A 14,657-nucleotide genomic window follows, 5' to 3' on the forward strand; every position below is an offset into this window, starting at 1 on the left:
CTCCCGGCAACAACGTGAAGCGCGTTCATGGGTTTCAGATTGTTGCCAATCCCTGCGTTGTCCCCGTCCCGCCACGGCCACCACCCGGGTGACCCGCTCGAAGGCCCGCCGCCTGGCTTCGTTGTCGTTTCCGTAACACTGTTTTCCAGCCTGAAACGTTTCAGCTTTACTTGCAAAGATCTTATCATTCGCAAATTAACCATTGTTCTGCTTGGCTCAGATCATGAGTCCTCTTCATAAACCCTTGCTCCTTGCAAGGTTATCGAGGAAGTAGAGCGGTCGCTGCGTGCGGCCAGTCGACCATTCGCAACGAGGAAGCGTTCGCGTGAAATCCCATCTTCTCCGCCCGGCCCTGCGCCCCGTGGCCGGCGGCCTATTGTCCGCCTCCCTGCTGTGCAACGCGGTGCACGCCGCCGAGGCGTTCTCGCCGAACTCGAAATGGATGCTCGGCGACTGGGGCGGCAAGCGCACCGAGCTGCTGGAGAAGGGCTACGACTTCAAGCTGGAGTACGTCGGCGAGGCGGCGGCCAACCTCGATGGCGGCTATGACGACGACAAGACCGGACGCTACACCGACCAGTTCGCCCTGGGCGTGCACATGGATCTGGAGAAGATCCTCGGCTGGAAGGCTACCGAGTTCCAGTTCACCGTCACCGAGCGCAACGGCAAGAACCTTTCCAACGACCGCATCGGCGACCCGCGTGCCGGGCACATCAGCTCGGTGCAGGAGGTCTGGGGCCGCGGGCAGACCTGGCGGCTGACCCAGCTGTGGCTCAAGCAGCAGTACTTCGACGGCGCGCTGGACGTGAAATTCGGCCGTTTCGGCGAGGGCGAGGACTTCAACAGCTTCCCCTGCGATTTCCAGAACCTGGCCTTCTGCGGCTCGCAGGTGGGCAACTGGGCGGGGAGCATCTGGTACAACTGGCCGGTCAGCCAGTGGGCGTTGCGGGTGAAGTACAACTTCGCGCCGGACTGGTACGTGCAGGTCGGCGCCTACGAGCAGAACCCGTCGAACCTGGAGACCGGCAACGGCTTCAAGATGAGCGGCAGCGGGACCAAGGGCGCGTTGCTGCCGGTGGAGCTGATCTGGCAGCCGAAGGTCGGCGCCGAGCAACTGCCGGGCGAGTACCGGCTGGGCTACTACTACAGCACGGCGAAGGCCGATGACGTCTACGACGACGTCGACGGCCAGCCGCAGGGGCTGACCGGCAACGACTTCAAGTCGCGCGGCAGCAAGCATGGCTGGTGGGTGGTGGCGCAGCAGCAGGTCACTTCGCACAACGGCGATGCCTCGCGCGGGTTGAGCCTGTTCGCCAACCTGACGGTCCACGACAAGGCGACCAACGTGGTGGACAACTACCAGCAGCTCGGGATGGTCTACAAGGGTCCGTTCGACGCGCGGCCGAAGGACGACATCGGCCTGGGCATCGCGCGCATCCATGTCAACGACGATGTGAAGAAGCGCCAGCGCCTGGTGAACCAGGTGAACGGCATCGACGATTACGACAACCCGCTGTACCAGCCGCTGCAGGACACCGAGTACAACGCCGAGCTGTACTACGGGGTACATGTGACCGACTGGCTGACGGTGCGGCCGAACCTGCAGTACATCAAGCAGCCGGGCGGGGTCGACGAGGTCGACAACGCGCTGGTGGCGGGGATCAAGATCCAGACGGTGTTCTAGGCTGTTGCTTCGGACAACCGCGATTCGGTCATGGCCAGCGGCCATTTCTTCAGCGCCGCCCAACGCGGCGCGGCGGGCTGAACAGCCCGGCGTGCAGAACGTAATAGGAGAGTAAGCAATGCCTGTCATCAACCCCGAAGGGAGTACCGGACGATGAGCGAAGGTAACCGCAGTCGATCGCGCCTGCTGCCGAGCCTGCTCGGCCTGTTGATCCTGCTGTCCGGCCTGGCGCTGCTGGCCGGCGGCATCAAGCTGGCGAGCCTGGGCGGCTCGCTGTACTACCTGCTGGCCGGCATCGGCCTGGCCCTGAGCGGACTGTTGCTGCTGCTGGGCAAGCGTGCGGCGCTAGGCCTGTACGCTCTGGTGCTGTTCGCCAGCACCGTCTGGGCGCTGTGGGAAGTCGGCCTGGACTGGTGGCAACTGGTGCCGCGCCTGGCTCTGTGGTTCGTCTTCGGCCTGCTGCTCTGGCTACCCTGGTTCCGCCGCCCGCTGCTGGCCGACGGTCCGGCGCCGCTGGGCACCGCGGCGCTGGGCGTGGCGGTGGTCCTGGCCGGCGCCGCCGCGGTGGGCAGCCAGTTCACCAATCCGGGGCAGATCGTCGGTCGCATCGACCGCGACAGCGGCATGACCAGCACCGCCCCGGCGATGCCGGACGGCGACTGGCAGGCCTACGGGCGCACCGAGTTCGGCGACCGCTACTCGCCGTTGAAGCAGATCACCCCGGCCAACGTCGGCCAGCTCGAGGAAGCCTGGCGCATCCGTACCGGCGACCTGCCGACCGCCGACGATCCGCTCGAACTGACCAACGAGAACACCCCGCTGAAGGTCAACGGCATGCTCTACGCCTGCACCGCGCACAGCAAGGTGCTGGCCCTCGACCCGGACACCGGCGCGGAAATCTGGCGCTTCGATCCGCAGATCCAGAGCCCGGTAGGCTTCAAGGGCTTCGCCCACATGACTTGCCGTGGCGTCTCCTACTACGACGAAGAGCAGTACGCCAGGAGCGACGTCGGCGCGCCGCCGGCCGCGCTCTCCGAGGCCGGCAAGGCGGTCGCCGCCAGTTGTCCGCGGCGCCTGTTCCTGCCCACCGCCGACGCCCGCCTGATCGCGATCAACGCCGACAACGGCAAGGTCTGCGAGGACTTCGGGGTCAAGGGCGCGGTCGACCTGACGGCCGGCATCGGTCCGTTCACCCCGGGCGGCTACTACTCCACCTCGCCGGCGGCGGTCACCCGCAATCTGGTGATCATCGGCGGCCACGTCACCGACAACGAGTCGACCAACGAGCCGTCCGGGGTGATCCGCGCCTTCGACGTGCACGACGGCAAGCTGGTGTGGAACTGGGACAGCGGCAACCCGGACGAGACCGAGCCCCTGGCTCCCGGCAAGTTCTATACCCGCAACTCGCCGAACATGTGGTCGCTGGCCAGCGTCGACGAGAAGCTCGGCCAGGTCTACCTGCCGCTGGGCAACCAGATGCCCGACCAGTGGGGCGGCAACCGCACCCCCGGTGCCGAGAAGTTCAGCGCCGGCCTGGTGGCCCTCGACCTGAACACCGGCAAGCTGCGCTGGAACTACCAGTTCACCCACCACGACCTGTGGGACATGGACGTCGGCAGTCAGCCGACCCTGCTCGACCTGAAGACCGCCGATGGCGTCAAGCCGGCGCTGATCGCGCCGACCAAGCAGGGCAGCCTGTACGTGCTGGACCGCCGCGACGGCACGCCGATCGTGCCGATCCGCGAAGTGCCGGCGCCGCAGGGCGCGGTGGAGGGCGACCATACCGCGCCGACCCAGGCGCGTTCCGACCTCAACCTGCTGCGCCCGCCGCTGACCGAGCGCGACATGTGGGGCAGCAGCCCGTTCGACCAGATGCTCTGCCGCATCCAGTTCCGCTCGCTGCGCTACGAGGGCCAGTACACCCCGCCGTCGGAGCAGGGCAGCCTGATCTATCCGGGCAACGTCGGGGTGTTCAACTGGGGCGGGGTGTCGGTCGACCCGGTGCGCCAGATCCTCTTCACCAGCCCCAACTACATGGCCTTCGTCTCGCAGATGGTGCCGCGCGACAAGGTGCCCAGCGGAAGCAAGCGCGAGGGCGAGACCAGCGGCGTGCAGCCGAACACCGGCGCGCCCTACGCGGTGATCATGCATCCGTTCATGTCGCCCATCGGCCTGCCGTGCCAGGCGCCGTCCTGGGGTGACGTGGCGGGTATCGACCTGACCACCGCCAAGGTCGTCTGGCAGCACAAGAACGGCACCAGCCGCGACAACACCCCGGTGCCGATCGGCCTCACCGTCGGCGTACCGAGCATGGGCGGCTCGATCACCACCGCCGGCGGCGTGGCCTTCCTCAGCGGTACGCTCGACCAGTACCTGCGCGCCTACGACGTGAAGGACGGCAAGCAGCTCTGGCAGGCGCGCCTGCCGGCCGGCGGCCAGGCCACGCCGATGAGCTACACCGGCAAGGACGGTCGCCAGTACGTGCTGATCGTCGCTGGCGGACACGGCTCCTTCGGCACCCGCATGGGCGACTACATCATCGCCTACGCCCTGCCCAGGCAATGACCCGCCCACCGGGAGCCCACAGCCGGCTCCCGGCCTTCCGGGCTTCGGCCCGGAAGGGGCTTTGCCAAGGGGAGGCGCGTTCCCGCCCTTGGCAAAGCCCCTTCGATACCTTGCGACCCGCGGAACCCTGCATGCCGTCCCGACCCCGTCCCAGCTTCGTCTCCCACCTGTTGCCCGGCTCCCTCGCGCTCTGCGGCCTGGCCATCGCCTGCGCCGCCCAGGGCGAGGAGCGACGCAGCCTCGAACCCATGGTGGTGACCGGCAGCTACAACCCCAGCGACACCTTCGACCTGCCGTTCTCGGTGGATAGCATCGAGCGCCGGCAGATCGCCGACGGCCAGCTCGGCATCAACCTCTCCGAAGTCCTGCCGCGGGTACCCGGCCTGGTGGTGCAGAACCGCCAGAACTACGCCCAGGACCTGCAAATCTCCTCGCGCGGCTACGGCGCCCGCTCGGCCTTCGGTATCCGCGGGCTGAAGCTGCTCGCCGACGGCATCCCGGCCAGCACGCCGGATGGCCAGGGCCAGGCCGCGACCCTCAACCTCGACGTCGCCGAGCGCATCGAGGTACTGCGCGGGCCGGCCTCGACGATCTACGGCAGCAACGCCGGCGGGGTGATCCAGATGTTCTCCCGCGACGGCCAGGGCGCCCCGCGGGTCGGCGCGGAAACCACCGTCGGCAGCGATGGCCTGAGCCGCAACCACCTGTACACGGAAGGCGAGGGCGACGGGGTCGGTTTCCTGGTGGATGCTTCGCGGATGGACACCGACGGCTACCGCGACCACAGCGCCGCGCGCCGCGACCAGACCTTCGCCAAGCTCAACTTCAGGCCCGACGCCGACAGCCGCCTGGCGCTGATCTACAGCAGCCTGGAACAGAACGACACTGAAGATCCGCTGGGGCAGACCTGGGACGCCTACAAGCACGACCCGCGCTCCGTCACCGCCAACGCCGAGCTGTACGACACGCGCAAGAGCATCGACCACCAGCAGGCCGGGATGAACTACGAGCGCTACTTCGGCGAGGCGACCTTGCAGGTCAACGCCTACGTGGGCAAGCGCAGTGTCGTGCAGTATCAGGCGATACCCAAGCAGATAGGATGCGAGAGTAATCCGCGTTGCCAGAGGAATGGCGCGGTGATCGACTTCGACCGCGACTTCCACGGTGGCACCGTGCGCTGGCTGCAACCGGTACGCCAGGCGCCGGGCGAGCTGAACCTGACCGTCGGCCTCGACTACGACCAGAGCCGCGACGACCGTCGCGGCTACCAGAACTTCAACGGCGACCAGCTCGGCGTGAAGGGCAAGTTGCGCCGCGACGAGGTGGACACCGCCACCAGCCTCGATCCCTACCTGCAGGCGAGCTGGGCCATCGACGCCTGGACCCTGCAGGCCGGGGTGCGCCACAGCACCATGAAGATGGAGGTCGACGACCGCTACCTGAGCAACGGCGATGCCAGCGGCTCGCGGCGCTACCGGAAGAACACCCCGTCGTTCTCGGTGATGTACGCCTTCACCCCCGACCTGCACGGCTACCTCAGCGCCGGCAAGGGCTTCGAGACTCCGACCCAGGCGGAGATGGCCTATGCGCCGGTGGCGGCGAACGCGCCGGACGTCTTCAACTTCGGCCTCAAGCCAGCCACCAGCAGCCAGTACGAAGCCGGGCTGAAGGCGCGCCTGTGGGGCAATACGCGGGTCAACGCGGCGATCTTCCAGATCCGCACCGAGGACGAGATCGTCGTCGCCAGCTCCCTCGGCGGTCGCACCAGCTACCAGAACGCCGGCAAGACCCTGCGTCGCGGCTTCGAACTGGGCCTGGAGAGCGAACTGAGCGAGCACTGGAACGCCAACCTGGCCTATACCCGGCTATCCGCCACCTACGATTCGGATTTCAAGGCCGGCGGCAAGACCATCGGCAAGGGCAAGCACCTGCCGGGCGTGCCGGAAAGCAGCCTGTTCGGCGAACTGGTGTGGAAGCCCGCGGAGGGCATCAGCATGGGCTGGGAAGGCATGTACCGCAGCCAGGTCTACGTCGAGGACAGCAACAGCGAAAAGGCCGCGCCGAGCTATGCGGTATTCAACTGGCGCACCCGCTTCGAGCAGCGCCTGGGAGCCTGGGCCTTCCACCAGCTGGTGCGCCTGGACAACCTGTTCGACCGCCAGTACGTCGGCTCGGTCATCGTCGGCGACGGCAACCGGCGTTACTACGAAGCGGCCCCCGGGCTGTCCTGGTACGCGGGAGCCGGGGTCGAATACCAGTTCTGAAGTGCCGGATGCGCTTGTTCGCGCTACCCGGCCAGCCCTTGTCAGCGTCGTCAATTCCGATTACTGTATGGATGTACAGTAATCGGAAATCGCCTGCCTGCGCGACAAGGAGCACCGATCATGAGCCACAACCTTGCCGAACTGCCGCTGTCCCGACGCCGCGCCCTGGAGCGCGAGAAACAGGCCTGCCTGCGCCTCCACCTGTCCCGCAATCGTGCCAGCGAACGCCTGGAGCGCGCCGTGCGCGACGAAGTCGAGCGCCTGCTGGGTGCCCGCGAACGCCAGGGGGCCGGCTGGCCGGAGTGGGTCAGCGCGGAGCTCTGCGTGGCGGACGACCCGCTCTTCGTGCGCAAGGTGGTGGCGCGCCTGAAAGCCGTGGTGGACTGGCAACGCCAGCGCGCAGCCTGAGCGTTGCTCGCTTCAGGCCCCGCTGCCGTCGCTCCCGGGCGCGCGATGATGTTGCAGGGCGCGCTGGCGATGGCCGGCGAGGATGTACCGGTAGATCAGTCGTGCGAGCGGCTCCAGCTCCATTTTCTGGCCGTTCAGCGCGGCGCCGCACAGCGCCAGCTTGACCCGCTTGCCGCCGGCCACCGCGCGGGCTTCGGGGCGGGCGAAAGCCCGCGGGTCGAAACGGGCATGGTTGTCGAAGCTCGGCGCCGTGCAGTCGAAGGTGGTCGCGAAGGTGAGTTCCAGCCAGCGCCCGCGCTCGATCTCCAGCGACTGGAAGGTGTACATCGGCACCTGCGGCGCGTTGGCGAAGGCGATGCTCTCCGGCGTCAGGGTGAGCGCGACCTGGCCGTGGCGCCGGTAGAGGAACACGCCCGCCAGGCAGGCGTACAGGCCGCCGCCCAGCAGCAGCGCGGCTGGCAGCCAGAACAGCCATTGGCCACTGGCCAGGCGCCAGGCGTTGGGCAGCGAAGCGAGCCAGAGACCGGTGGCGCCAGCCACCAGGCCAGCGAGCAGGGCAACGCAGGCGGTGCCCCGCGAGACCTCGCGGATCTCGCAGCGGGCTTCCAGCGGCGGCAATTCGTCGAGGGTTTCGTCAGTTTCTTGCATGGGGATTCTCACAGGTCTTGCCGAGCAGGTCGGCGCTGAGCGCTCGGCTCAACGCCAGGGGGGCGCCGAACCAGACGCCCAGCGCCTGGCTCGGCGGTCGTGTCGGAACGGCCCGGCCGGCGGTCCCGGCCCAGGTGCGTTCGAAGCTCTCTCCCAGCGCCGTGCAGCGCAGGCCCAGCGGAGGGTGGGTATCCTGCGGATGGACCTGGAGTCCCTCCGCCCCGGGGGCCGGTGCTTCCAGGCCGGACTGGCCCAGGTAGACGTGGATGGCGTCCACCAGGTTGTCCGGCGCGCGCGCCGGAGCGAGCAGGCAGTGTTCGAGGAACGCCCGTATCGGCGCGCCGGCCGCCGCGCTGCGCAGCAGGGCCGAGGCCATCGCCGGCGCACCGGCCAGTTGTGCGGCGCGGCGGTCGGCGGCGAATTCGCGCAGGCGGCTCCAGTGGTTCACGGCGAGGCCGAAACGTTCGAGGAAGTACCCGGCCAACAGTCGCGCCGGTTCCAGTGCCGCACGTTCGAAGACGTTGGCTTCCTGCTCCTCGATGGCGGCCAGTTGGCTCGCGGCGCCCTGGTAGATCGGCAGGAAGCGCAGGCTGTAATGGGCGTCGCGGCCGGCGAAGTGGGCCAGTTCGTGAGCGATCACTGCACTCAGTTCGGCGCGGTCCAGCAGGCCCAGCAACGGTAGCGAGAGGTATAGGCTGCGTCCTTCCAGATGCTCGCCGGAAGGTTGCAGGCAGACGCGGTTGGCGGTCACGTAGAAGCCGTCGCAGAGACCTACCAACAGGTGCTGCGGGGCTGGCGTGTCGAGGCGCGCCGCCAGCTCGCGCAGTAGCGTCCAGAGTTCCGGTGCATCCTCTTCGCCCAGCCGGCGGCCGATGACATCCAGGGCCGGCGCCGGGCGCAGGCGCAAGCGGCTGATCTTCGCCAGCATTTGCCACGCCGACGCCAGCAGGCCGAGAAGGATCAGCGCCACGCTCAGTTGGGTGCGTCCTTCGCTGACCGGAACCTGGCCGACCCGCCACAGCCCGAGGATCTCGAACGTTCCGGCACAGGCCAGGGCCAGGGCGAGCAGGCCGATCTGGGCGAGGAGCAGGCAGGGCAGCAGGCGTCGGCCCAGCTCGAACCACAGGAGCAGGCAGCGACGCGAGCGCAGTGCGCTGCGTGCGGCGCCGGCGATGCCGGCCAGGGAGACGGCTCCCAATACGGCGACCAGCGCCGCCAGGCAGGCTCCGCTATCGGCGAGGACGGCGGCGAAGCGATTCAGGCGCTGTGCGCTTCGTGTGTCGGCGAGTTGCTCGTCGAGCCGCGCCAGGGCCAGGTCGCGCACATAGGCCCGGCCGTCCACCCGGACGCTGGCCCTCGGCGGCAGCGCCCGCGCTTCGGCGAGCGCGCGCTCGACCCGCTGCTGCGCGGCGCCCAGTCGCTCGGCCTGCTGCTCGGCGCGCCAGGACTGCCAGGCGCCGAGCCCCGCCAGCAGCGCTGGAACCAGCACCAGGCAAAGCAGCAGCCTTCGCGGATGGACCGTGCCCTTCACTCAGCCCTGGCTGCGCAGTTGTTGCAGGTAGCGCTGGGCGTGGGCGGCCTGGATGTAGGCGTCGAGGATCGCCGCCATGTCGTCGCAGTCCAGCTTCTTGCCATCGCTCTGCAGGCCGGCCGACATGATGGTGATGCGCGGGTCCTTGCCTTTGAAGGCCATGGCCTGGGAGGCGAACACCTGGCGTACGGCGCGATGGGTCGGCAGCGGCGTTTCGGGCCGCAGGTGGAGGGTCTGGGTGGTTTGCAGCATGTCGGCCTTGACGCTGAAATCGATGACGTCGGCCAGCTCGACCGGAGCCGACAGGCTGTCGGCCCAGAGCTGGGTACGGGTCAGGCGCATGAAGGGGGTCTTGCCGGAGTTGCGATGCTGGTAGCCGAGGAACAGCCCGAACAGGCCGAGCAGCAAGCCGACGACGCCGACCCCCGGCTTGCCCTGGGAGAACCACATGCCGGTCATGATGAAGGGCACGATGCTCAGCAGCGGACCCAGCACCACGTACTTGCGGGTATTGGTGAACTCGGTGGCCGGCGGTACGTTGGCGATCACCCGCTCCAGGTGGGCGATGACCTCGGCGGTCTTCGCCTGGTTCAGCTCTTCGTGTTCGGCACCGAGGGTTTCGGCGAGGTTGGAGACGAGGTCCCGGGGTTCCTGGTTGCTCATGGAAATATCCTTGGAGTTGGGAGTGAAGAGGAAGCACTGGGCGGGATCTCGCCCAGTTGGCGGAGCCGGGCCTGGGCGCGGGCGATGTCCAGGTAGAGGTCGATGACCTCCGCGGCTTCCAGTAGCGACAGGTTGCGACCGTTGAGGCGCCAGCCGGGGGACAGCAGGCGAACCCGTGGGCCGTCCCGGCATTCGCTGACGGCACGCGCGGCGAACGGATCGAGCGGGCGCGTGGATGGTGCCGGTAGCGCCTTGCCGTGCAGTTCGAGGACTATCGCGGAGAACCAGACCCCGTCCTCCAGGCGCAGGTCGGCGACCTCCAGCAGGTCCAGCGGCGCCGACAGGCTGCGGGCGCGCAGGCGCCCCTGGCCGAGGACGAGGAACGGCGCGCTCCTGGCGTTGCGCTGCAGGCAGGCCAGGCACATGAGGAGGGCGGCCGCCGCCAGCAGGCACAGCGCCGCCGCCTCATGGCCGGGACCGGGGTGGTCGCGCAAGGTCCAGGCGCCGCCGAGCAGCAGCAGGCCGAGCAGGGCGGACAGCGGCGCCGCGCCACGGGCGGCGCCGATGCTTATCCGGTTGGGGACGCTGGCGACGAAGCGCCGCAACTGCGTGGCTTCGTCGCCCCTTGTCCCGGCGGGGCAGGGCGTTTGCGCGCCCGGCGGGATCACCGGCTTTCCCCGTGGCCTGCATCGAGCAGGCGGTTGAGCCACTGCGTGTCGTCGGCGCTGACGATGCGCCTTGCCTGTCGCAGCAGATCGTCGTCGAGCGCCAGGGAAAGGTCCGCGATCCGCTGGAAGGTCGGCGGGTGACTGTCGAAGGGGTGTTCCAGGCGGCGAGCGCTGTCGTGTTCGTCCAGTTCCAGGGAGTTCCCGCGCAGATGGTCGGTCAGCGCATGCACCAGGTTGCGCGTCTGCGGGCTGGCCAGCAGGCGTTCGATCAGTCCTGCAAGGGCGCAGGTGCGTAGCAGCGCGATGGCGAAGACCCGCGCGCCGGCTACCCGCGCCCCGACCTTGTCGGCGGCCAGTTCCTGGCGGCGATTCCAGTGCAGGTAGGCGCGCTCGAAGCGATCGAGGAAGTACAGCGCGGCCCACAGGCCCGGCTTGCCGAGCAGGCCGACATGCCCATCCTCGGGGGCGGCGATGCGTTCGATGCGCAGGCGCACCTGCCGCTGCAGGAGCGACAGGGATGCACCGTGGGCGGTGTCGCCGGCGGCGAAGTGGCCCAGTTCGTGGCCGATGATCGCGGCGCTTTCGGCCTCGCTCATGACCGAGGCATAGGTCAGCGGGATGTACAGGGTACGCCCCTCCAGCGGAATGCCGCGGGGCGCCAGCAGGACCTTGGCCTGGGTGACGAAGTAGCAGTGCTCGATGCCGGTGACGACATGGTCCGGTAGCGGCGCTCCGGCGCGGTCGGCGATCTGTCCCAGCCATTGCCAGAGGCCGGGCGCGGCGACCCGGTCGAGTTCGCGGCCGAGCAGGTGGAGCACCGGTTCCTCCAGCGGCAGCAGTTCGCCGCGCAGGCGCCGCAGCATGAGCAGGGCGCCGAGGAACAGCAGCCACAGCGGCAGCGAGAAGAGCAGGGCGACGAAGCCGTGGCTGTGCCAGTGGCTGTAGCTCCACAGCGCTTCGTAGAGCAACTGGCTGGCCAGGGCGGCGACCAGCAGGCCAGCGTGCAGCGGGACCAGTCGACCGAGGCGCCGCCAGGCCGGCGCGAGGTGGCCGAGCAGGTAGGCTTGCGAGCGCATCGAGCGGCGCCCGTCGTATTCCAGTCTCGCCAGCAAGGCGGCCGCGACCAGCGCCGACGCCAGCGCGCAGAGCTTGCCGATAGCGGCCAGCCAGCCGCGCAGAGCCAGCCAAGGATGGTCGCGGCGGATGGCCTCGGCGTCTTCGGCGAACTGGTGAAGATGACCTTCGACGCCATAGGCCGGACGGAACAGGTGACGGGGAATGGCGCCGGCGGCGTCCGGGTCGTTGCGCACCGAGGCGCTCCAGTCGCGCATGAACTGTTCGTCGCGCAGGGTCGAGTCGACCCGGAAGGCCTGCACGGCGGACCAGGCGTAGAGCGCCAGGGGAATCAGGAAGAGGAATGCGAGCAGCCTTACCCGCAGCGTATCGTGGCTCATCCGCGTTTATTTCTGCTCGAGGTAGTCGGTCAGGAATGCCTGGGGCTCGCCTGCGGACGACAGCGACTCGCTATAGGCGACCTGCCGCGTCTGCTGTTCGCCGGGCAGGTAGAGCTCGCCCCAGCCGTCGCGCACGATCAGGATCACATACTTGCTGCCGTTCAGTTCGGTGGAGTAGCGACTGTCCCTGGCGCTCTTTTCCACCTTTACCTTGTGGATCAGGCGGTCCCAGTCGTGGTCCAGACCTTCGACCTGCAACAGCGCTTCGCCGGCCGCCGCTTCGCCGATACGCAGGGTCCAGACCTTGAGCCCCTGCTGGCCCTGGTAGGCCACCACCTTGTCGGCGACTGGCGGCCGCGCCTCTTCGGCCTGCGCCGTGCAGGATCCCCACGCCAGTGCGCCCATCAGCAGTGCCGCAGTCCACTTTGCTATCATTCTCGCCCCCTTTGGCAACGCGATGTAAAAGGGGCGCATCTATTAATACAGGCGCGAGCCACGAACAACCGAGGCGGCCGCCGCTCACAGGAAAAGCGTCGTCGCCCACAGGTTCGGTTCGATCAGCGCACGGAACCATCCTGGAAAGCCGCTGCCTGAACCGGTTCAGATGGTTGCGTCCCACCGATACCTACGCCATGGAAAGCTGGAATCCCTACCACGACACGGAGCTCTATTTCGACGCTCCTTCACCCCTGAGCCAGTCGCAGATCCTCGACGCGCGCGAAATGCTCGGCAGCGCCACCGGTCACTACCAGGCGCGGACGGTGCGCCCGTCGATGCAGTATTTCGATTGCGACCTGAGCTTCACCGAGCCGCTGCGAACCCACAAGGTGCTGCCGGAAGGCCTGTGCATCGTGCAGATGTTCGACGGCCAGTGGCGGCACAGCGTCGACGGCGGCGAGCCTTATCTCTACAACCTGGGCGGTCCTTCGGTGCTCGGCACCGGCGAGCCGATGGAGGCCTTCGATATCCTGCCGGCGGGCAGCCGCGTGCGCCTGGGCGGGCTGCGGATCGCCGCCAGCTATCTGGAAGAGGAACTGGAAACCGGCGATGGCGCCTTGCGGCCGCTGGCGCGGCTGAAGGGCGACGGCGCGAGCTTTACCCAGTTGTCTCGTTGCGGCGCCATCACCGCCCTGTTCGAGCGCCTCTACCAGAATCCATACCGCGGCGCCCTCGGACGCCTGCACGAAGAGAGCCTGACCCTGGGCCTGCTGGTGGAGCTGGCCGCCTACCTGGGCGGCGCGGACCTTCGTCGCGCGCGCACCCCACGCGCCCAGCGCGACCTGGCCCATGAAGCGCGCCGCCTGCTGGAGGCGAACCTCGGTGAGCCGCCGGCCAGCCTCGAACTGGCGCGCCAACTGGGGGTCGGCGAAACCACCCTGCGGCGGATTTTCAAGAACGAGTTCGGTCGCTCGATGTTGCAGTACGTCCGCGACCGGCGTCTCGAGATCGGCCGGCAGATGGTCCGCGAGGGTCGCTGGCAGATCGCGCAGATAGCCTATCGCCTGGGTTACTCCAGTCCGGAAAACTTCACCCATGCCTACCGCGCGCGCTTCGGCCATCCGCCGGGGCGCGAGTGAGGCGGACGCGGTTCAGAGCGAACGCTGGTCGACCCGCGCGGAAAGCTGCTCGGCGCTTTCCTTGCGCTCCGAATAGCGGTCCACCAGGAAGTCCGTGCGCTCGCGCAGGAGCAGGGTGAACTTGAACAACTCCTCCATCACGTCGACCACCCGGTCGTAGTAGGGCGATGGCTTCATCCGGCCCGCTTCGTCGAACTCCAGGTAGGCCTTGGGAACCGAGGACTGGTTGGGGATGGTGAACATGCGCATCCAGCGACCCAGCACGCGCAACTGGTTGACCACGTTGAACGACTGCGAGCCGCCGCAGACCTGCATCACCGCCAGGGTCTTGCCCTGGGTCGGGCGCACCGCCCCGAGTGCCAGGGGAATCCAGTCGATCTGCGCCTTGAATACCGCGGACAGCGCACCGTGGCGCTCGGGCGAGCACCAGACCTGGCCTTCCGACCACTGCACCAGGTCGCGCAACTCGCGGACCTTGGGATGCTCCACCGGTGCATCATCGGGCAATGGCAGCCCGGAAGGGTCGAAAATCCGCGTTTCGGCACCGAAGCGTTCGAGCAGGCGTGCGGCCTCCAGCACCAGCAGGCGGCTGAAGGAGCGCTCGCGGGTCGAGCCGTAGAGCAGGAGGATGCGCGGCCTGTGCCCGGAGACGGGGGGCGGGTCGCCGAGCAGCGCGGGATCGAGGTTGGGTAGTTGTTCGGACATGCTTCCTCCGGTCAGAGCGAGCCGATGCGCTCCAGCTCACGCTTGAGCTGGTCGCGATCCAGGGTAGCGAAGGGCAGGCCGAGGAAGGCTCGGCAACGCTGTTCGATGCGTGCCAGGGTGGCGTGGAACGCCGCATCCCGCAGGGCTTCGTCGCCATCCAGGGCGGAGGGATCGGCCAGGCCCCAATGGGCCTTCAGCGCTGCGCCGAGATACAGCGGGCAGGCTTCCCCCGCGGCGGCGTCGCAAACGGTGATGACGATGTCCGGCGGTGCGCCTTCGAAGGCTTCGCTGCCCTTGCTGTACAGGCCGTGGGTGGCGATGCCGGCCTGTTCGAGGGTCGCCAGGCTGCGCGGATGCACCCGCCCGCTGGGCTGGCTGCCGGCGCTGCATGCCTCGAAACCCGGCGGGGCCAGGTGGTTGAACATGGCTTCGGAAAGAATGCTGCGGCAACTGTTGGCCGTGCACATGAACAGGACTCGCATGGGATGCT

At 68.2% G+C, this 14,657-nt stretch carries 13 protein-coding genes; 5 read left to right on the forward strand and 8 right to left on the reverse strand.

What is annotated here, in order from left to right:
• Positions 1-325 precede the first annotated feature (325 nt).
• The 4 genes from oprB to FHW81_RS16705 all read left to right on the forward strand — a co-directional run bounded on the left by oprB (position 326) and on the right by FHW81_RS16705 (position 6,921).
• Positions 326-1,684: a carbohydrate porin OprB gene (gene oprB / locus FHW81_RS16690; protein WP_010791672.1), complete on the forward strand. Its 1,359-nt coding sequence runs from the start codon at positions 326-328 to the stop codon at positions 1,682-1,684.
• 153 nt (positions 1,685-1,837) lie between these two features.
• A complete protein-coding gene (locus tag FHW81_RS16695; protein WP_003089344.1) occupies positions 1,838-4,249 on the forward strand; it encodes a glucose/quinate/shikimate family membrane-bound PQQ-dependent dehydrogenase in 2,412 nt (803 codons plus the stop codon).
• Positions 4,250-4,380: 131 nt separating this feature from the next.
• Positions 4,381-6,513 carry a TonB-dependent receptor family protein gene (locus tag FHW81_RS16700; protein WP_029610868.1) on the forward strand — a complete coding sequence of 711 codons (2,133 nt, stop codon included), beginning with the start codon at positions 4,381-4,383 and terminating at the stop codon, positions 6,511-6,513.
• Between the two features lie 120 nt (positions 6,514-6,633).
• Positions 6,634-6,921 carry a hypothetical protein gene (locus tag FHW81_RS16705; RefSeq protein ID WP_029610869.1) on the forward strand — a complete coding sequence of 96 codons (288 nt, stop codon included), beginning with the start codon at positions 6,634-6,636 and terminating at the stop codon, positions 6,919-6,921.
• Between the two features lie 12 nt (positions 6,922-6,933).
• Here FHW81_RS16705 and FHW81_RS16710 read toward each other — a convergent pair whose 3' ends face one another.
• Genes FHW81_RS16710 through FHW81_RS16735 form a run of 6 tightly spaced genes read right to left on the reverse strand, consistent with a single transcriptional unit; the run spans position 6,934 to position 12,320 of the window.
• Positions 6,934-7,569, reverse strand: a complete 636-nt coding sequence (locus FHW81_RS16710) for a hypothetical protein (protein ID WP_003160276.1) — start codon at positions 7,567-7,569, stop codon at positions 6,934-6,936.
• Entirely contained in the window at positions 7,556-9,100 is a 1,545-nt protein-coding gene (locus FHW81_RS16715) for a M48 family metallopeptidase (protein ID WP_003117821.1), read from the reverse strand. Before FHW81_RS16715 ends, FHW81_RS16710 begins: the two co-directional genes overlap by 14 nt.
• Positions 9,101-9,763, reverse strand: coding sequence for a hypothetical protein (locus tag FHW81_RS16720; protein ID WP_003089328.1), 663 nt, complete (start codon positions 9,761-9,763; stop codon positions 9,101-9,103). It abuts the gene before it with no gap.
• Positions 9,760-10,431, reverse strand: a complete 672-nt coding sequence (locus FHW81_RS16725; RefSeq protein WP_003122739.1) for a hypothetical protein — start codon at positions 10,429-10,431, stop codon at positions 9,760-9,762. The genes FHW81_RS16720 and FHW81_RS16725 overlap by 4 nt, the downstream gene beginning before the upstream one ends.
• On the reverse strand, positions 10,428-11,885 hold the full coding sequence (locus FHW81_RS16730; RefSeq protein ID WP_429479544.1) for a M48 family metalloprotease: 1,458 nt from the start codon (positions 11,883-11,885) through the stop codon (positions 10,428-10,430). The genes FHW81_RS16725 and FHW81_RS16730 overlap by 4 nt, the downstream gene beginning before the upstream one ends.
• Positions 11,886-11,891: 6 nt before the next feature.
• Positions 11,892-12,320, reverse strand: coding sequence for a hypothetical protein (locus FHW81_RS16735; protein WP_003089323.1), 429 nt, complete (start codon positions 12,318-12,320; stop codon positions 11,892-11,894).
• 287 nt (positions 12,321-12,607) lie between these two features.
• Here FHW81_RS16735 and FHW81_RS16740 point away from each other — a divergent pair, with 287 nt between their 5' ends.
• On the forward strand, positions 12,608-13,462 hold the full coding sequence (locus FHW81_RS16740) for a helix-turn-helix transcriptional regulator (protein WP_003122741.1): 855 nt from the start codon (positions 12,608-12,610) through the stop codon (positions 13,460-13,462).
• Positions 13,463-13,474: 12 nt separating this feature from the next.
• Here the strand turns inward: FHW81_RS16740 and arsH are convergent, their stop codons facing one another.
• Positions 13,475-14,167 carry an arsenical resistance protein ArsH gene (gene arsH, locus FHW81_RS16745; RefSeq protein ID WP_003117819.1) on the reverse strand — a complete coding sequence of 231 codons (693 nt, stop codon included), beginning with the start codon at positions 14,165-14,167 and terminating at the stop codon, positions 13,475-13,477.
• An 11-nt stretch (positions 14,168-14,178) separates the two neighbouring features.
• The gene (locus FHW81_RS16750; protein ID WP_003112098.1) at positions 14,179-14,649 is read right to left on the reverse strand and encodes an arsenate reductase ArsC; all 471 of its coding nucleotides are present in this window, start codon (positions 14,647-14,649) and stop codon (positions 14,179-14,181) included.
• Between the last annotated feature and the right edge of the window lie 8 nt (positions 14,650-14,657).

Origin of the sequence: Pseudomonas sp. RC10-4-2, assembly GCF_050433085.1 — a bacterium.
GTDB lineage: Bacteria > Pseudomonadota > Gammaproteobacteria > Pseudomonadales > Pseudomonadaceae > Pseudomonas > Pseudomonas aeruginosa.

Coding starts and splice junctions, on each gene's coding strand:
- FHW81_RS16695 (WP_003089344.1), top strand. CDS start 1,838: ATGAGCGAAGGTAACCGCAGTCGATCGCGCCTGCTGCCGAGCCTGCTC.
- FHW81_RS16700 (WP_029610868.1), top strand. CDS start 4,381: ATGCCGTCCCGACCCCGTCCCAGCTTCGTCTCCCACCTGTTGCCCGGC.
- FHW81_RS16705 (WP_029610869.1), top strand. CDS start 6,634: ATGAGCCACAACCTTGCCGAACTGCCGCTGTCCCGACGCCGCGCCCTG.
- FHW81_RS16710 (WP_003160276.1), bottom strand. CDS start 7,569: ATGCAAGAAACTGACGAAACCCTCGACGAATTGCCGCCGCTGGAAGCC.
- FHW81_RS16720 (WP_003089328.1), bottom strand. CDS start 9,763: ATGAGCAACCAGGAACCCCGGGACCTCGTCTCCAACCTCGCCGAAACC.
- FHW81_RS16730 (WP_429479544.1), bottom strand. CDS start 11,885: ATGAGCCACGATACGCTGCGGGTAAGGCTGCTCGCATTCCTCTTCCTG.
- FHW81_RS16735 (WP_003089323.1), bottom strand. CDS start 12,320: ATGATAGCAAAGTGGACTGCGGCACTGCTGATGGGCGCACTGGCGTGG.
- FHW81_RS16740 (WP_003122741.1), top strand. CDS start 12,608: ATGCTCGGCAGCGCCACCGGTCACTACCAGGCGCGGACGGTGCGCCCG.
- arsH (WP_003117819.1), bottom strand. CDS start 14,167: ATGTCCGAACAACTACCCAACCTCGATCCCGCGCTGCTCGGCGACCCG.
- FHW81_RS16750 (WP_003112098.1), bottom strand. CDS start 14,649: ATGCGAGTCCTGTTCATGTGCACGGCCAACAGTTGCCGCAGCATTCTT.